We start from the raw sequence: 16513 nt of genomic DNA, 5'->3' as shown, positions 1-16513 counted from the left end.
GATGGAAAAGTAAGCTTAGTCCATATATTACGCCAACTGGCAGGATGACACCCAATAGGGCAACTAAAGTGCTGGGACGCAAATATTTTTTTAATAGCTGAAGATCACTTTCCATACCTGCGGTGAACATCAAAATAATGACGCCAATCTCTGAAAATAGGTGGGTAAATTCGTCTCCCTTAATCCAGCCCAAAACAGCGGGACCAATTAAAATCCCAATTAGTAGCTGACCCACCACGGCTGGCATCCCTAACCGGGCGCTATAGTGACCCGCAATCGTCGTGGCCACTAGAATTAAACAAAGTTCTGCAATTTCCTGCATGCTTTCACCTCAAAAATAGATTTTAAAGTTTCATGAGTATAAAAAATGAGCGCTAAACTTCAAGACTTTCTCACACCCCTGAGAAAGGAAAAAACTTGAAGCTTGCGCCCAACCGATTGAAACTATTTTAATTATCTTCATAAGTCTATCATAATTCATAAAACCTGTCATGAAATTAGTTTGTTCTGACCCCAAGCAGCTAGCATGTTAAATTTTACGAAAGTAACTGTGTTGAATACTTGGGAAGGTATAGATAAAGCGCTGCACCTGATCGTGTGTTAAACGCAATTCAATGATATCTAATAATCCGTTGATGGCATCTACTGCTTCATTACTGTATTCAACTGCCCCGACGAGAATGTGTTTCTTATCAAAAACGAGGGTTAAGGCTGCATCGATTTCGTTTTGAACCTGTTTGAACCAATCATCTCCATATTCAAAATGTGCAACTGTATATTTATCTGGAAAGTTTGCTGCCACATCAGGATTGATACCCACTTGAGAAATCCGTGGGGAAGAAAAGACAGTAGTCGCAAAGCTTGGGTATTGAATCGCATCTGTGGTTTGCCCCGTAAATAACTGCGCCAAATACTGTGATTCAAAAATAGCAGTTGGCGTGATTTTAGGTTCGGTCTTGTCAAGCACGTCACCAGTTGCATAGACTCCGGGGACATTTGTTTGTAGATGATCATCCACCGTAATGCCACGTTTGGTGGTAGCGATGCCTAAGTTCTCAAGTCCAGTACCTTCAAGATTTGGTAACCGACCACTTGCGTCAATGATGTACTCACTTGCAAGTTCAAATTGATCCGGACCATGTAAGACCAGACCGGCATCGTCACGCGTAACACTTGTGAGTTGTTGATCATAGAAAAATTTAACGCCACGTTGTCGTAAGCTTTCGACCAAGCGTTTGACGTAAGGTTGATAAAAATCACGTAGAGGTTGATGACTATCTAAGACAACATTGACAGATGCTCCCGCAGCGTTGGCAATAGAAGCAAATTCCATACCGACATAACCGGCCCCAATAATGGTCAGACGTTTTGGCATTTTCGTGATTGATAGAAAATCTGTACTATCATGCAAAAGTTCTTTTCCAGGGATAGCTAAACGATGGGGATGCTGCCCCAGAGCTAACACAATTTTTTTTGCTTGATAGGCGGTATCACCAACTTGAACAGTCTGTGAATCCACTAAATTCGCGTGACCGATGATGACTTTGACGCCACCGTCAATTAACTTTTGTTTGTTACTTTCGGCAAGTTTTCCAATTACCTCGTGTTTATGACCCATTAAGTCTGGCCAGTTAATTTTAGGCACACTGTCGAATCCACGACCTTGTAGTTGCTCGATGGTCCGAACTAATTCAACGGGCTTATCTAAAGTAATTTTGGCATTACAGCCTCGATTGGTGCAAACACCACCAAATAAACCTTCTTCAACAACTGCTACTTTTAAACCGGCTTGACTCATTGGAATGGCACCATTCCAAGCACCTTGACCACTCCCAATAAATAACACATCATACATTCTTATCAGCTCCTTAACCGCTTACATTTAGTCTTAAATTAACACTTAACTAGCTGGTGAGCAAAAGAAACGCTTGAATTTGGCATTTAAAAAACAAATTTAGAAATACGTAAAGCTATATTGGACACTCTCAAAGTTCTTGTGCGCCAAATAAAAAGCATCCTATGCTATAATGGGGCTACTAAAAAAGAAATGAGATGAAGTTTTATGGCAATTGTAATTAAAGGTAGTCAGATGGCGGAGGTACGGATAGCCTAGACTTATCTAAACCTCCAGGATGAAATTTTACGGAGGCATCAGATTCATTGCAAAATAAACAATTAAAAGCTTGGGGATTACCAACAAATTTAGCAGATCAAACCTATCCACGAGGACTAATTATGGGACGGGTCGTTGGTCAAAATCATACCATGTATAAAGTAAAAACAGCTGCCGATGAGAGGCAAGCTGCCGTTTCCGGTCGCTTAGCCAATTTAGCGATTGAGGCGCAGGATTATCCCGCGGTGGGCGATTGGGTATTACTGCGCGAAAATACAGCAAGTGCCGACATGGCGATTATTGAGCGCCTATTACCACGTCACAGTTTGTTTCTACGAAAAACGGCGGGACGAAAAAGCACAGCCCAAATTGTGGCTACTAATGTCGATACCGTTTTTATATGTATGGCGTTAGATGAGAATTATAATTTGAATCGGTTGGCGCGCTATTTGGTAGTGGCCTGGGATAGTGGAGCAACGCCAGTAGTGGTCTTGACCAAGGCAGATCTCACGAATCAGTTGACCCAACGAGTTACACAGGTCACACAGATGGCAGCGGGGGCCCAAGTTGTGACTTGTTCGGTGACAAATGACACTTGGCACAGTATAGTACCATACGTGCGGCCTAGCGAGACCGTGGCCTTTATTGGGTCATCTGGTGTGGGGAAGACCACATTGATTAATCAGTTAATGGGTGAACAAGTTGGCCAAACGCAGGCAGTGCGCGAAAGTGATGCACACGGCCGCCATACCACTACGAGCCGCGACTTATTGCAGTTACCGAATGGCGGTTTGGTTATTGATACGCCAGGGATGCGGGAGCTTTCAGTTTTGAATGGTGATTTCAAAACCACCTTTGCTGATATTGAAGATCTTGCTAGAATGTGTAAATTCAATGATTGTACGCATACTAGTGAACCTGGGTGTGCGGTGCAAGCTGCCATTCAAGCAGGCCATTTGAGTCAGGAACGACTCGATAGCTATCGTCAGTTAAGTGAAGAAGCTACGACGAATCAAGCGTTGCATGGCAAGGCTCGTGAGGACGCTAAGTTGGCTCGCATGTTTGGAAGTAAAAAAACAAATGAAAGCAGTGATCAAGGAACGGCGTAAACATCGACGTTAAATGATCAAATAGGCTGGGAATTTTCCTAGCCTATTTAATTTGGTCGCTTGATGGTTGCTTGCAGACGGTGGAGAAATAACTGAGCCACGTTGGATAGCGTTTGATTTTTCTTCCATATAATTGTAATGGGATCAGTTACTTCGGGAGCCAGCCGTCGGAAAGTTAACTTAGAATTTTTGCTGGTGTCAATTAAATGCTCAAAGGCTAGGGTATAACCACTTCCGTTTTTCGCCAGCAAGGCAGCGTTGAAGATCAGATTATATGTGCCAACGATGTTCATCTGTTCACCAAGGTTTCCCCACCAATCTAAGAACCGCGATTGCATGAGTGCTTGTTCGGAAATGATAAGCGGTTGGCCCAATAAATCAGCAGGATGAATAACAGTTTGAGTGGCTAATCGAGCGTGGACAGGCATCAAGACACCCCAATGATCGACTTCCGGTAAGCGCAACGTATTGTACTGTTGTAAAGGTTGCTCACCCATGATTACGCCAAAATCCAAAACACCAGCATCCAATTTGGCTGCCACATCTCCAAAATCACCACTATGTAGCCGAATATGGACCTCTGGGTAATCCTTTAAAATATGGCTGATCACGTCCATAATGCGTTGCATCCCCACACTCTCGCCGGCCCCAATATCTAGGCGACCACTGATAATAACTTGGTTGGATTGTAAGTTAAACGCGGTTTTGTCGACCAAGGTAACAATTTCATTGGCTCGTTCTCGCAAATAATGACCATCTTGTGTGAGCTTGATTTCACGTGGGCCACGATCAAATAATTTGGTCCCTAATTCGGTTTCTAAATCATGCATTTGTCGGGACAAAGCAGGTTGTGACACGTGTAAAACCTGCGCAGCGTGTGAAATACTCCGTTCTTGGGCGATTGCTAAAAAGTATCGTAAAACACGAACATCCATTTACTCATCTCCATAACAATTAGTTATATCATGACATTAATTATAGGTATTTTACATATAATGACAAGCATTTTATACTGAAACTATCCTAAGAAATGAGGTGAAAAAATGCTTCCAGATAAGTTACAGAATCAAATTATTGATCAAAATCAGCGTTTAATTCAACATTTGAATTCAGGACAACATACACAAGCCGAAGTTCGTCAATTAGTGGGTGAAATTACAGGCCAAACCATCGATGACTCAGTGGAGATTAGATTGCCTTTCTACTCGGATTATGGTCGTAATCTTAAAATTGGCCGTGAGGTTTTTATTAATAGTAACGCCATGATGGTTGACTTGGGCGGAATTACGATCGCGGACCATGCCTTAATTGGTCCTGGGGCTTACCTCATTTCGGTTAATCATTACCTCGACGTTGACAAAAGGCGTGGTGTGACATTAAAACCAGTTCATATTGGTAAGAATGCTTGGATTGGGGCACGTGCCGTTGTCTTACCCGGCGTGAGTGTTGGGGAAAATGCGGTGGTTGCGGCTGGCGCAGTAGTTTCAAAAAATGTGGCCGCCAATACTGTCGTTGCTGGGGTACCAGCTAAAGTCATTAAAATACTAGAAAATCATAAGGAGGAAATATAAATGAGTATTCAAGATAAGGTTGTTGTCATTACAGGAGCTTCTTCAGGAATTGGGGCCGCAACTGCCAAATTATTGGCTAAGAAGGGTGCCAAAGTTATCTTAGGTGCCCGTAGAGAAGCTCGCTTACAAGAATTAGTCGCAGAAATTGGTGAGAATGCCAGCTATCAAGTAACGGATGTCGCTAAAGCTGAAGATGTGCAAGCTTTAATTGAGTTAGCGGTGAAAAAATATGGCCGACTAGATGTGTTATATAACAACGCGGGCATTATGCCGCGTGAAAAGCTTGCTGATGCCAAATATGATAATTGGGAAAAAGAAATCCAAATTAATATTATGGGCGTTTTGCATGGCATCGGGGCAGCACTGCCTATCATGCAAAAACAAAATGATGGCCTAATTATCACCACTGATTCAGTGGCCGGTCATGTGGTGTACCCAGAGTCGGCTGTCTATAATGGCACCAAGTACGCAGTTCGTGCCATTATGGAAGGCTTACGCCAAGAAGAACGACTACATGGCATTCGTTCCACTATTGTGTCTCCTGGTGCAGTGGGCACTGAGTTAAATAAAACGATTGATAATCCAGAGATGCAAGCCGAGATTGATAAGGTCTTTAAAAATAGTACTTCGGAACAGCGGCGGATGAATACCTTGGATCCAGAAGATATTGCCAACGCTGTGGCTTATGTAGTGGCTCAACCTAAACACGTCGCCATTTCAGACATGCTGATCCGACCAACGGCACAAGAAGTTTAAGATAAGCAAGTCGGTCTAAAATAGTATCACCGGTGCTAGTCATTTTAAATAAAGAAGCAATCAAGATTTTATAACAAATTTCTTGATTGCTTTTTTGTTAGGTTTATTTATTGTCGATAAGTTTTCGCAGCTTGTGTGCGCAACTTTCGAATGGCAAATAAGGTATTGTCGATGCGTGGTTTATGTCTTTTTTCAAGGGCCGTCACTTCGTCAAGTAGCTCATTGCCAAGCGTCCAATCACCAAAGTAAAGTTTCCAAATGCCGATCCAAAATTGTTGAGCCAAACGGCCATCCCAATTCAAGTTGTGGGAATTAAGTGCCGTGATTTTAGATTTGAGTTGTCGAGCAGCTTGATAGTCGTGAAAATTTAAATAGGTTTGTAGGAGAGTACCATAAAATTCAACAAGGTTATTTAACACGTTAAACGGGTCACCCCATTTTGTCTGGTAATGAAGACAGTTAGCTGCCATGCGTTCCGTAAGGGGATGTAATGCAGATAATCCCTTTGTGGTGGCTACAATTGGAACCAAGATATTAACAAGCTTTAGTTCCTGAATAGTCCACATTTTTGCCTGTTGAAGATGCAAATAGATTGGACGCGTCGTTGTCGTGATGCCAATGGAACTGTGATCATAAGCAAGCAATAAAATACTTGCATAACTGGACACTAATTTGTCGTATGCATGCGGACTATGTGAATGTTCCTGAATCCACTGTGAAATAGCCGGAAAATTTTGAGCAGCATAGGCTTTCATGACGGTGAGCAAAGCCTGTTCTAAAGGTGAAGGTTGATAGTTCTGTTGAATATAGCGTAATTCGTCAGCCGAAATTGCCAAATTATCTAGAATTAAAAATAATTTACTAGCGCCAATATCGTTTGCCCCTTTTTCAAAGCGTGATGCGAAGGAACGCGAAACTATTTTGCCATACACTTCCTTTTGAGTTAGCCCTTTTTCAATGCGAATTCTATGTATTGTGCAGCCAATTTTTTCCATTTCAATTCCTCCAATGTGGCATATTTGCAACATGTTCATTAAGTTTACCACGTGAATGCCTGATAGGATGAACTCAATGTTTAATTAGGAGGGAAAAATATGCCAAAAATTTTGAAGAATCATACGTTACAAACTATTGCCAGTGCTAATTTTTTTGCAACGTTAGGAGTAAGTATTTTTAATATTATTTTATTGACCTATGCCAAAAGTTTTCCGAATCCGCATTGGTTTGTGTCAGTCGTGTCAATCGTTACGGTTGTACCAGCTGTGTTTGGCGGTGTTACTGGGCGAGTAGCTGATCAGACGAGTAAGAAGACTAACTGGTTAGTTGGTACCAAGTTAATTCAGGCAGGCTTATATTTGGTACTTGCTCAAATCATTAATCAACGAACAGTTTTTATTTTTTACACCATCGTTGTCATTAATTTGTTTTCAGATATTATCGGCAATTATGCTGGTAACTTGTTAACAATTGTCATTCAGGACCGAATCATGGGAGAAGATAGGCAACAAGTTATGGGCATTAATACCAGTGTAGGCACCATTATGGAGCCAATTGGTCAGACTCTTGGTGTTATTATTATTTCACAAACTCATAATTATGCCTTAGCAGGAGTTATTAATGCAGTGACTTTTATTTTATCAGCAGTATGTTTGACGATGGGGTATCATGCCGTTTTGTCTACCAAAAAAGTGGCACCCCAGCCTGTGACCGAAGGCGTTTGGCAAGTAATTCGCAAAGTTATGATTAAAACGACAGGTATGGGCGCTGTCAGCTATCTAGGAATCATTATGATTTTGAATGGCGTATCTGTTGGGTTGGATGCCATTTTGAATTTACTTTTTATTGATTTAGCACCGTCTTTAAACATTGATTATTCCTTTGTCATTTTACTAATTAACATTGTTTATGTGATGGGAAGTGTTTTAGGGAGCATTACTAAGGATACGTGGATTGATCATTTAGACTTATTTCAATTATTGTTAGTCACTTTAGGAGCACCAGTTATTGCCTACAGCACCTTGCTTTTATACCCTAAACTAATACCAATTTTAGTTAGCATGTTTGTGGTGGCTTTTATGAGCGGCAAGCTGGATCCTAAAATGTTTGCAACAATGATGCCGCAAATTGATCCCCATCTAACGGGAACTGTTTTCGGAACCATAAGTACCATTGTGACTGTGGCATCACCAGTCGGTAGTGTGGGAATTGTTTTGCTATATAATTTAGTTGATGGCACATTTGCTTGTGTATTTGCATTAATACTGATAACGGTTTCATTTATTTGGGCATTGTGGGCACATCAAAAAATAGCCAAGCTGCAGATAAAGGATTAGAATTACCTAAAATGAATTTGTTGAGTGATGTTTGTATTTATTTTGGGATTAATGCTTTGTTTTTGCCAAGCCGTTTAAACATTTTTCTTAAAAATGGGGAGCGAGTCATAAAGGTCGGACATAATAATTGTAAAAGCTAAAAGAAAAATGAGAAGTAAAGAGTTCCTGAAGACTTAACTTTTTATCAGGGGGTGGAATGCCTGTGTTGATAGTATTGGGGCATGAAGAAGAAGTGTTTGTACAGTTGAAAGACAGTAAAGAAATTCGTGAATTCAAACGACTGGCAAGCATACAGATAAAAAATGAGAAGATGGTCGAATGACAACTGGTGAGTCGCTTTATTTAGGTGGTCCGTTGTTTTATGTCGTGACCGTCGTGCTTATTTTAATGATTTGCATGATTGGTTATTTTATTTTTAAAATTTTTCGTCATTTCAAATAATTTGAGAAGATAGAAGGCATTCCGATGAAAAAAGTAATTAGAATTATCGTACCGATTATTCTGGTGATTGGTTATGTTTATTTGTATTATTCAGTTTCGCATGACACTTTGCAATCTGCATTAATTATTGGCGGTGTTTTGTTGCTCATATTTGGGTTAATGATCGGGCTTGGCAATTTGGAAAGTAAGGACCAGTTGCCGCCTGTTCAGGCAGGTAATCCCAATGTGCCACAACGACTAAACGTTTTCATGAAAACCGGAAAATTTTTAAAACAGTCACGGCATCTGGTATTTAATGAGGCCTCAATCTGGCTGATTGGAGTTGCACTTTCTTTAATTCTTTACGGCTTTTTGTTTTATTGGCGGGGTATATAGGAAGAAAGTATGAGCTAGATGATTCTTGTGATTATAATGTTGTTGATTGTTTTAACCACGTATAGTCCCATAGCGGAATTAAAATAAATACAAGAAGACCAGTAAGTTGTGAAAAACTTACTGGTCTTTTTATACGATCAAGACATTTATTTTTTTGAGTGACTCTGTGAGAACTTCGGAAAAATTAATATGTTGTTCTTTTCCTAATTCATTTAGATAATTTGGAATAGATGGTGTTTTTTTAATAACCTTATTATCATGTTTACGTTTATATTTGTCAGGATGAGCTTGGATGAGTGAAATGATTTGATTATTTTTCCGATCAGGCAGGTTGGTATTTGAGGGTGGTAATTCGTTGTTGAAACTATACCGCACCAACAAAATCAATGGCCATGTCTAAGGGATCGCTGACACTATTTCCTTCCGTCATGCCATCAATATCTAGAATTTTAACTGTAAAAGCGTTTGGTTCAGATACTTTAGGCGTAATAATTACTGGATAAATATATTCTCTATTTTTAACAGATATAGTAAGATTCCTTTCTAAGTGTCCATTTGTCCAAACAGCATGCTTGTCGCCATGACGTTTCAGCCGCCATCCCAGTCTTTGCATAGTTAAAACTCCCTAATAAAGTTATATACGTGGTGAATACGAATGTTTTGTTAAACAGAAGAAAAACTATCTACAATTGTTTGAACACTAAAAGTGAAAGTACGGTTGATATCCTTTAAAATAAAAGCAGCACAACCACAAATCGGAGGGATGCATAATGCGACAAGTTCAATTTTATGGTGCGATTTCGTTAGATGGGTATTTAGCCACTGCACAGCATGATTTACAATGGTTATTTGACACTGCGGGCGGAGACAAAGCTAATTCGGATCAATTTTTTAAGCAGGTTGATACGACTATTATGGGACGAAAAACTTATGAGGTGACAAAAAACACGATGGGCGATGAGCTTTTGTTTCCCGACAAAACGAATTATGTGCTTTCTAGAACGCGAGAAGGGCAAACAAGGGATGCCACTTATATGAACCAGTCACCAGTGGACTTAGTACGCCACTTACAAGCGCAATCTGGAGGCAACATTTGGATTGTGGGTGGTGGGCAAATTGTCACCGATTTAGTGGCTGAGGATCTGATTGATGAATGGTGGATTCAAATTGCGCCGGTATTATTAGGAAAAGGGATTCGGTTATTTCCAGAAGGTGATTGTATGACTCGCTTAAATTTGAAGGCAGTTGCCCGATACGATCAGCTTGCGGAATTGTATTTTAAAAGAAATTCCAAACAAGTTTGACAACAAATTGAAATACCCGTTAAGTTGCTGTCAGACTATAATAACAGCATTTAAACGCGGAAAAGATGATGCTATATCGTACTTGTGATAAAAGGCAACAAGTCGGTGGCGGTAAGGAGTAGCTAAACGTATCTGAGCTTCTACGAGTATGATAGAAAATAAGTCGTTTAGATTTCAAACGTAGCTACGTGGAAAAATCTAAACGACTTATTTTTTGATATAAAGCTCATTCACACAATTAGAAGTGACAAAACTATTTAAATAAGGAGATGGCTTCCAAAAGGTTAGGCAAAACTCTGACTGCTTTTTGACGTATTTCGGCTTCTGGATCTATCCAGTCAGGAATAAGTACAACGTCAAGCCCAGCACTAGCCGCAGATAGAATACCAGTTGTGGCATCTTCAAAAACAACGGTTTCACTTTTAATTGCATGTGATTTCTCTAGTGCGTATAAGTAAAGATCAGGGGCTGGTTTATTGTACCTGACTTCATCGCCGCTAATAAAATCAGTAAAGTACTTCGCAATTCCGGTAACCGCGGCAGTTTGAATAATCGTTTCTTTAGCAGCTGAAGAGGTGACATAGCATTTTCTATGAGTTTGGTTTAAAAAAGTTAGTAGCTCAACGACACCAGTTTTAACCTGCACGTCGCCATTTTCCAAACGTTGTCGATAAAGTTTCATTGCTTCATTAAAAACCTGTTTTCCTAAGTTGGCATCACCAACCAGTTGGGTTAATTTTTGAATAGTGACAGGAAACCCTTTGGCGATATATTCAGTATGATCTTCTTTTCTAAAGGTGAACCCGTATTTAGCTAATACGTCTCTACGGTTTTCAAAGTATAATTTTTCAGTATCTAATAGCAGTCCATCCATATCAAAAAGAATCACTTTTTTGTTGCCTAACAATTTCAAGATCACCACTTTCAAAATCAATTTTCAAATTAAATAATAGTGCTATTACTGATTGATTTTATTCTAATAGCTGATTTGCAATTAGGCAATTAAATAAGATTATTTTTAATTAAGGTGTCAACGGCTGCAAGCACAGTTTCTTCATTGTTAAATGAGGGGCTCCAATTGAGAACTTGTTTAGCTTTTTGGTTGCTGACATGTCGATTGACTGCTAGAAGTAACTTGCCTTCTTTAGCTTGTTCGTTAAAAGGGGCAGCTAACCGAATGAACCAATTGGGCAAAATTTTAGTGACAGTCTGTTCTGCCAACTGTGGGCGTTTGATTTGAATTAAATGGGCAATTTCGGGCAATGAAATCTGATCATCAGCGCTCGCAATAAAGCGTTGACCATTTGCTTCGGGAGTCAGCATCGCTGCAATGTGTAAGTTAGCCACATCACGGACATCGACAACATTTAACGGCAGATTGGGAATTCGTTTTTGGCTGCCATCTAAGAGACCAGTAAGCAGACTAAAACTTCCAGAAACATGGTTGTTAAGAGCAAGACCAAAAATTGCCACTGGGTTAACAGTTGCAAACTCTAATTGATGATTGGATTGTTTGATGAATTTCCAAGCGGCTTTTTCAGCTAATAATTTAGATTTTTCATAGGGGGATAAGCCGTTTTCCTCGGGATTTGTCCAGTTATTTTCGGTAGTGATAGAATGCTTGTCCTTGTTGCTGAAACCAACCGCACCAAAATTGGCAGTCATTACCACTCGTTTGACATTAGCCTGCTGGGCAAATTTTAAAATTCGTAAAATGCCAGCGGTGGCATTGTTTTGCGTAGTTTTAGTGGTTGAAAATAAGGGTGAAGCGACACTTAAAACGTATGTGATATCGGTCATAGCTTTTTTCCAACCAGCATCTTGGGTAAGATCTGCTTTGACAAAGCTTAAATTTTCAAGATTATTAACGTGATTTTTTTGAAGCGTTTGTTTAACTTCGGCGGCTCTTTGCAGATCTCGCAGTGTTGCGCGAACCTGAAAGCCTTGATTTAAGAGTTGAAGAATGATGTGTAAACTTAGAAAACCATTACCACCTGTAACTAACACTTTTTTATTCATAATTACCTCCGTATTGTTGAATATTTTTGAATTTTCAATTATGCTTATGACTATAAACCCTAGACAATACTCTAGGGCAAATCGAAATTAAAAAAGAAGTGATAAAATGACCTATACCATTAAAGAAGTTGCCCAAAAATTTGACTTATCCATTTATACTTTGCGGTTTTATGATAAACAAGGGTTATTGCCATTTGTCCAACGCAATGAGGCTGGGTACCGTGTATTTACGGATACGGATTTAAGTTTGATTAAAACGATTTGTTGTTTAAAAGATACGGACATGAAGATTCGCGATATTCGTCAATACATCGATTATGTGATGGCGGGACCAAGCACGATCAAACAAAGAGAACAGTTATTAACCAAACAGCGAAATAAGGTTCTGGCAAAGCAACAACAATTAACTGAGAACTTGAAGGAGATCGACTACAAATTACAGATCTATCGTTCACCAAAAGCCAAAGAAATTATTACGGCGGCACGTCAAGTGGTGAAGAACGAAAAAAGTTTAATGAAGTGACTGAATGTAAAAAACGAGTTTATGACAGAATTTTGCCATAAGCTCGTTTTTTCTTGAACAAAATTACTAAACGCCAATTTTTTTAGTGCTTTAGTTAAAGCTGCAGAAAATTTCCGCTAGTAAGCGAAGGAAAAGACTGTAATAATAAGATGAAACAGACAAAAAAGTGTGAGGAGTAAACACATGAAAAAATGGATCTTTTTAATGATAGGTACCTTATTGGTCGGTGGATTTTTGACTGCCTGTAGTCAAAAGTCAAATAAAAAGACAGTAACTCCCAAGCAAGCATCGAGTAAAATTCTCAATCGTTCGGAAACAATTTGGCAACAAACAGCTTATATTAAAGCTACGGCAAATGATAAGGGCAAGCTGTCTAACATGAAGACTGAAAAAGTCAGTGGCAATGGCGGTTCTTCAATTTGGACAACCTATGATGGCAAGTTTTCCGGAAATTACGTCCGTACCAATTATGCGACAATTAAAAAGATCTTGAAACAAAATACTGAAGACAGTGAGTATAAATCACGTTTCTTCAGTATTAAAGAATTGAATGCAGTTTTAAAGAAAGCCAAGGCACCCATCAGAATTCATAACTATAGTGATTTGGTGTATTTAAAAAATAGTAAAATTGATGGTGGCCAAGCGATGGGATTCATTGCCAGTGGCCATAAATTATATGCACTTGGTTTGAAATATAGCTATTCAGCCACTCAGCCAAATGGAACCGTGGATCGTTGTTATATTTTTAGTGATCAAGGGTATCAGGTTCCTAAACGGCATTACAGCGCTCAACAATTGACTGGACGATGGGCAGCTAGCGATGATCGTACTGATCAATTAGTCATGCGAAAAGATTGGCTTTATCAATCCCAAAAAGTTGGTGTCAATACACAATACAAGCGCATTAAGATTCAGAATTTAAACAAAATAGCGGCGTCAACACTTTACACAAATACCACGTTTAGTTATGCACAGACCCAGGCTTTAAGTCAGGGATATGCAATGCCTAGAGCGACTACTCAAGCTGGAAGTGATGGCAGTTACATTTATTTGTTTGTAAATGCCAAAACACTCGTTCAAATTGGTAATGGTTCATTAAAGACTTATCAAAAACTTACAGATGATATTGAAACAAGTGATTTACCAGACAGTGTGCTCAATGTGTTTGATGAATTGGATAAACAAACTCCCAAATATGTAGCAAATAGCCTGACAAGCCAAAGTAACAATCACTATATTGCGGCGTTAACAGACAATGTTAATAAGTTAACGGCTATGGCAATTCAACGACACACTCAAGTTAAAAATGTAAACCTGAGCGGTCAACAAATAACCATCAGTAATGTGAATTAATAGGATATCGAAAAGATATTCGTTAAAGAATCAAGAAAGTCACCGGCGATTTTGTGCATGTGATTGTGCAAGTTCATTAGATGAATAGGTTATAAGGTTAATTCATACAAGCGCGAATGACGGTCTGGATAAGGATAGGTAAATTGTAAGTCCTCAGCAGTAATTTGTTTAAATCCATGGTGTTCATAGAAACTGTGTGAACGGTGTTCTGCTTCGGGTGTATCTAACACGATTCTTTCAAAATGATGATCAGTTGCAAAGGTGATCAAGTTTGCGTAAAGTTTGGCACCTAAGTGATGCGGATCACCACGATAGCTTGGATAGGTAAAAAATTTCTTTAATACGGCCGTGCGGTTATCAATTGGTAATAAGGCAATTGAACCCACGACCTTATTTTTATCTAAAGCAAGCCAAAAGTTACCACCCTTTTTTTGATAATAATTTTCAATGTTAAAAATGTCTGCTTGTTCAGCCATTTTGATACCTAAATTTGCTTCAATATTTTGACAGTAATTGATTAAATCGACCAATTCAGCTAAATGGTGATAATCGGTTTGATAGGGTTGAATGTTCATAATAAAAACTCCTTTGATTTGATAATTTAAGTTTACGCATTATGTGATGATTTGTATAATTGATAATGGTAATACTTAGTATCAAAAGAAATGATAAAGAAGATGATGAACATGGAAATAAGACACTTAATGACTTTTAAAACAATTGCAGAAACCCACAGTTTTTCTAAAACAGCCAAATTGTTAGGCTATACACAATCAACAGTCTCTATGCAAATTCGTGCTTTGGAAGAGGATTTGGGGACTAAGATGGTCCTTTACCAAGGTCGTCAAGTGAAGATTACGGATATTGGTCAGCAACTACTGCCCATCATTGAAAAAACTTTAACTGACTTTGCGACTCTTAAAAATTGGCCTCAACAGCATCAAAATTATGGCACTTTACGAATTGCGGCACCCGAATCTTTGAGCGTTTCGATGATCATGCCGTATATTAAAATGTTTACTCAGCACAATCCACTAGTTTCAATACAGCTTCAAAATGCCACCTGTTTGCATAACGAAGAACTATTGGTGAATAAAAAAGTAGACGTTGCTTTTATGATGTGGCCCAGTCAACCTAGTCAAGATTTGAAGGATTTTGATTTAGGGTTACAGGATATGGTCTTGGTTCAAAGTACGAAAGCACAAAAATACGATGATTTATTGAATGATAAAACAGCTACTTTTATCATCAATGAACCAGAATGTAGTTACCGTAATCAATTTGAAACGACCATGTGGCAACAACATCAACGAAAGTTCAAAACGATGTCTTTGCCGAGTATTGCGGTAATTGTGACGGCAGTGGAGAACGGCTTGGGCTTTAGTTATCTACCGCGTAAAATGGTGCAAGCAAGTTTGGATTCAGGGACCTTAGTTGAAACATCCACAGATATTGAAAATCGTATTCATGCGCATTTATTAGTGCGCAAAGAAGCTCTTAAAACTGAAATGATGACTAATTTTATTACGTGTTTTCAACCATTAATTGGATAGAGGCACTTTCTTTGCTTGCGTTTTTTTTATATGACATAATTGCTTTATAAAAGGAAAATGTTATTGTTTGTATAACTTAGTTAAAGCCTGACAGACAGAATTTTTTGGGAGGATAAATCAATGGCAAAAATGGTGTTTATTAATTTACCTGTGACTGATATGCAACGTTCTATCAAGTTTTATGAAGCGATTGGGTTTAAACAAAATATGGATTACTCTGATGAAAATGGTGCGGGGATGATGTGGGATGACAATATCTGGATTATGTTGTTAACACATGATTTTTATCAACAATTTCTGAGTGGACAGATGGTGGCAAATACTCAAGAAGTCAGTGGCTCGATGACTGCGTTTAGTATGGATAGTATTGAAGAAGTGAAAAAGTTTGCGCAAACCGCCAAGGAAAACGGTGGTGATTTCTATCACGTGGAATTGGGAATTCCCGAAGAACAGATGTATGAACTGGAAGTTAAAGATCCAGATGGCAATATTTTATCGGCTTCTTGGATGGCAATGTAACTACTAAAAAATAAGTTTTGATAATGTAAGGAGATTGGAGAAAATAATTTTCCAATCTCTTATTTTTCTAGTTTTCATTTTATTAGGAAGTCAGAATTAAATACGATATACTGACTTTAAAATAATCATCAGGAGGCAGAGAACATGAATACTTTTACAGACTTTATAAGTGCGATTGATGATCCAAAACATCGTGCTCGTGTTGAAGAGGTATTGACTTGGGTAAGTGAAACTTTTCCACAACTAAAAACACGAATTGCTTGGAACCAACCGATGTTCACTGATCATGGTACTTTTATTGTTGGGTTTAGTATCTCTAAAAAGCATATGGCATTTACGCCAGAAGAGGCTGGAATCAGTCATTTTGAAGATGATTTGAAGGCTGCAAAGATTGATCATACGAAGGGAATCGTACGAATGCCATGGAACCAACCATTTAATTATGAACTATTGAAGCAAATGATTGAATTTAACATTCAGGACAAAGCTAAAATTGACAAATTCTGGCGACCCGTAAAACGGACGTGAAAATAAAATCCCTGGT

19 protein-coding genes are annotated in these 16513 nt (G+C 38.9%); 11 read left to right on the top strand and 8 right to left on the bottom strand.

Annotated elements, in window-relative coordinates; translation table 11 throughout:
- Both AB3219_RS10820 and AB3219_RS10815 read right to left on the bottom strand, forming a co-directional pair.
- Positions 1-322 (bottom strand): cation:proton antiporter (locus AB3219_RS10820; RefSeq protein WP_367369448.1); only part of this gene is annotated, 322 nt, incomplete at its 3' end.
- A 207-nt stretch (positions 323-529) separates the two neighbouring features.
- Entirely contained in the window at positions 530-1855 is a 1326-nt protein-coding gene (locus AB3219_RS10815) for an NAD(P)/FAD-dependent oxidoreductase (RefSeq protein WP_367369447.1), read from the bottom strand.
- 305 nt (positions 1856-2160) lie between these two features.
- On the opposite strand from AB3219_RS10815, the gene rsgA reads away from it, so the two are divergent.
- Positions 2161-3222, top strand: a complete 1062-nt coding sequence (gene rsgA, locus AB3219_RS10810; protein WP_253953605.1) for a ribosome small subunit-dependent GTPase A — start codon at positions 2161-2163, stop codon at positions 3220-3222.
- Positions 3223-3269: 47 nt separating this feature from the next.
- Here the strand turns inward: rsgA and AB3219_RS10805 are convergent, their stop codons facing one another.
- The gene (locus AB3219_RS10805; RefSeq protein ID WP_057805057.1) at positions 3270-4157 is read right to left on the bottom strand and encodes a LysR family transcriptional regulator; all 888 of its coding nucleotides are present in this window, start codon (positions 4155-4157) and stop codon (positions 3270-3272) included.
- A 108-nt stretch (positions 4158-4265) separates the two neighbouring features.
- On the opposite strand from AB3219_RS10805, the gene AB3219_RS10800 reads away from it, so the two are divergent.
- Together AB3219_RS10800 and AB3219_RS10795 are read left to right on the top strand one after the other, a co-directional pair.
- Positions 4266-4793 (top strand): DapH/DapD/GlmU-related protein, encoded by a 528-nt coding sequence (locus tag AB3219_RS10800; RefSeq protein ID WP_216753468.1) that lies wholly within the window; start codon positions 4266-4268, stop codon positions 4791-4793.
- Complete coding sequence (locus tag AB3219_RS10795; RefSeq protein WP_057748816.1) at positions 4794-5549, top strand: SDR family oxidoreductase; 756 nt, start codon at positions 4794-4796, stop codon at positions 5547-5549.
- 107 nt (positions 5550-5656) lie between these two features.
- Here the strand turns inward: AB3219_RS10795 and AB3219_RS10790 are convergent, their stop codons facing one another.
- A complete protein-coding gene (locus AB3219_RS10790) occupies positions 5657-6544 on the bottom strand; it encodes a helix-turn-helix domain-containing protein (RefSeq protein ID WP_263749833.1) in 888 nt (295 codons plus the stop codon).
- A gap of 99 nt (positions 6545-6643) precedes the next feature.
- Between AB3219_RS10790 and AB3219_RS10785 the strand changes: the two genes are divergently transcribed.
- Both AB3219_RS10785 and AB3219_RS10780 read left to right on the top strand, forming a co-directional pair.
- Positions 6644-7882 (top strand): MFS transporter, encoded by a 1239-nt coding sequence (locus AB3219_RS10785; RefSeq protein ID WP_367369446.1) that lies wholly within the window; start codon positions 6644-6646, stop codon positions 7880-7882.
- A 465-nt stretch (positions 7883-8347) separates the two neighbouring features.
- Positions 8348-8698, top strand: coding sequence for a hypothetical protein (locus AB3219_RS10780; RefSeq protein WP_367369445.1), 351 nt, complete (start codon positions 8348-8350; stop codon positions 8696-8698).
- A gap of 364 nt (positions 8699-9062) precedes the next feature.
- Here the strand turns inward: AB3219_RS10780 and AB3219_RS10775 are convergent, their stop codons facing one another.
- A complete protein-coding gene (locus tag AB3219_RS10775; RefSeq protein WP_236698949.1) occupies positions 9063-9311 on the bottom strand; it encodes a hypothetical protein in 249 nt (82 codons plus the stop codon).
- A 157-nt stretch (positions 9312-9468) separates the two neighbouring features.
- Between AB3219_RS10775 and AB3219_RS10770 the strand changes: the two genes are divergently transcribed.
- Positions 9469-10002, top strand: coding sequence for a dihydrofolate reductase family protein (locus AB3219_RS10770; RefSeq protein ID WP_216753470.1), 534 nt, complete (start codon positions 9469-9471; stop codon positions 10000-10002).
- Between the two features lie 253 nt (positions 10003-10255).
- On the opposite strand, the gene AB3219_RS10765 is transcribed toward AB3219_RS10770, so the two are convergent.
- Together AB3219_RS10765 and AB3219_RS10760 are read right to left on the bottom strand one after the other, a co-directional pair.
- Positions 10256-10909: an HAD family hydrolase gene (locus tag AB3219_RS10765; protein WP_367369444.1), complete on the bottom strand. Its 654-nt coding sequence runs from the start codon at positions 10907-10909 to the stop codon at positions 10256-10258.
- 95 nt (positions 10910-11004) lie between these two features.
- Entirely contained in the window at positions 11005-12021 is a 1017-nt protein-coding gene (locus AB3219_RS10760) for an NAD-dependent epimerase/dehydratase family protein (RefSeq protein WP_216753471.1), read from the bottom strand.
- Between the two features lie 106 nt (positions 12022-12127).
- Here AB3219_RS10760 and AB3219_RS10755 point away from each other — a divergent pair, with 106 nt between their 5' ends.
- Positions 12128-12544: a MerR family transcriptional regulator gene (locus AB3219_RS10755; protein WP_216753472.1), complete on the top strand. Its 417-nt coding sequence runs from the start codon at positions 12128-12130 to the stop codon at positions 12542-12544.
- Between the two features lie 183 nt (positions 12545-12727).
- On the top strand, positions 12728-13897 hold the full coding sequence (locus AB3219_RS10750) for a hypothetical protein (protein ID WP_216762940.1): 1170 nt from the start codon (positions 12728-12730) through the stop codon (positions 13895-13897).
- 89 nt (positions 13898-13986) lie between these two features.
- Here AB3219_RS10750 and AB3219_RS10745 read toward each other — a convergent pair whose 3' ends face one another.
- Complete coding sequence (locus AB3219_RS10745) at positions 13987-14472, bottom strand: GNAT family N-acetyltransferase (protein WP_216762941.1); 486 nt, start codon at positions 14470-14472, stop codon at positions 13987-13989.
- 111 nt (positions 14473-14583) lie between these two features.
- On the opposite strand from AB3219_RS10745, the gene AB3219_RS10740 reads away from it, so the two are divergent.
- The 3 genes from AB3219_RS10740 to AB3219_RS10730 all read left to right on the top strand — a co-directional run bounded on the left by AB3219_RS10740 (position 14584) and on the right by AB3219_RS10730 (position 16497).
- Complete coding sequence (locus AB3219_RS10740) at positions 14584-15450, top strand: LysR family transcriptional regulator (protein ID WP_263749718.1); 867 nt, start codon at positions 14584-14586, stop codon at positions 15448-15450.
- 120 nt (positions 15451-15570) lie between these two features.
- Positions 15571-15969: a VOC family protein gene (locus AB3219_RS10735; protein ID WP_216762943.1), complete on the top strand. Its 399-nt coding sequence runs from the start codon at positions 15571-15573 to the stop codon at positions 15967-15969.
- A gap of 144 nt (positions 15970-16113) precedes the next feature.
- On the top strand, positions 16114-16497 hold the full coding sequence (locus tag AB3219_RS10730; protein WP_216753476.1) for an iron chaperone: 384 nt from the start codon (positions 16114-16116) through the stop codon (positions 16495-16497).
- The last annotated feature ends 16 nt before the right edge of the window (positions 16498-16513 follow it).

The organism is Pediococcus ethanolidurans (assembly GCF_964062635.1).
In the GTDB taxonomy this organism is placed as follows: Bacteria; Bacillota; Bacilli; order Lactobacillales; family Lactobacillaceae; genus Pediococcus; species Pediococcus ethanolidurans.
Note: the sequence above shows the minus strand (reverse complement) of the source record. Positions and strands in the feature narration are given on the sequence as shown.

What these genes read in the sequence shown, in the direction of transcription:
- AB3219_RS10745 (WP_216762941.1), bottom strand. Translation starts at nt 14,472, where the DNA reads ATGAACATTCAACCCTATCAAACCGATTATCACCATTTAGCTGAATTG.
- AB3219_RS10750 (WP_216762940.1), top strand. Translation starts at nt 12,728, where the DNA reads ATGAAAAAATGGATCTTTTTAATGATAGGTACCTTATTGGTCGGTGGA.
- AB3219_RS10730 (WP_216753476.1), top strand. Translation starts at nt 16,114, where the DNA reads ATGAATACTTTTACAGACTTTATAAGTGCGATTGATGATCCAAAACAT.
- AB3219_RS10740 (WP_263749718.1), top strand. Translation starts at nt 14,584, where the DNA reads ATGGAAATAAGACACTTAATGACTTTTAAAACAATTGCAGAAACCCAC.
- AB3219_RS10770 (WP_216753470.1), top strand. Translation starts at nt 9,469, where the DNA reads ATGCGACAAGTTCAATTTTATGGTGCGATTTCGTTAGATGGGTATTTA.
- AB3219_RS10815 (WP_367369447.1), bottom strand. Translation starts at nt 1,855, where the DNA reads ATGTATGATGTGTTATTTATTGGGAGTGGTCAAGGTGCTTGGAATGGT.
- AB3219_RS10790 (WP_263749833.1), bottom strand. Translation starts at nt 6,544, where the DNA reads ATGGAAAAAATTGGCTGCACAATACATAGAATTCGCATTGAAAAAGGG.
- AB3219_RS10800 (WP_216753468.1), top strand. Translation starts at nt 4,266, where the DNA reads ATGCTTCCAGATAAGTTACAGAATCAAATTATTGATCAAAATCAGCGT.
- AB3219_RS10735 (WP_216762943.1), top strand. Translation starts at nt 15,571, where the DNA reads ATGGCAAAAATGGTGTTTATTAATTTACCTGTGACTGATATGCAACGT.
- AB3219_RS10785 (WP_367369446.1), top strand. Translation starts at nt 6,644, where the DNA reads ATGCCAAAAATTTTGAAGAATCATACGTTACAAACTATTGCCAGTGCT.
- AB3219_RS10805 (WP_057805057.1), bottom strand. Translation starts at nt 4,157, where the DNA reads ATGGATGTTCGTGTTTTACGATACTTTTTAGCAATCGCCCAAGAACGG.
- AB3219_RS10775 (WP_236698949.1), bottom strand. Translation starts at nt 9,311, where the DNA reads ATGCAAAGACTGGGATGGCGGCTGAAACGTCATGGCGACAAGCATGCT.
- AB3219_RS10780 (WP_367369445.1), top strand. Translation starts at nt 8,348, where the DNA reads ATGAAAAAAGTAATTAGAATTATCGTACCGATTATTCTGGTGATTGGT.
- AB3219_RS10755 (WP_216753472.1), top strand. Translation starts at nt 12,128, where the DNA reads ATGACCTATACCATTAAAGAAGTTGCCCAAAAATTTGACTTATCCATT.
- AB3219_RS10795 (WP_057748816.1), top strand. Translation starts at nt 4,794, where the DNA reads ATGAGTATTCAAGATAAGGTTGTTGTCATTACAGGAGCTTCTTCAGGA.
- AB3219_RS10760 (WP_216753471.1), bottom strand. Translation starts at nt 12,021, where the DNA reads ATGAATAAAAAAGTGTTAGTTACAGGTGGTAATGGTTTTCTAAGTTTA.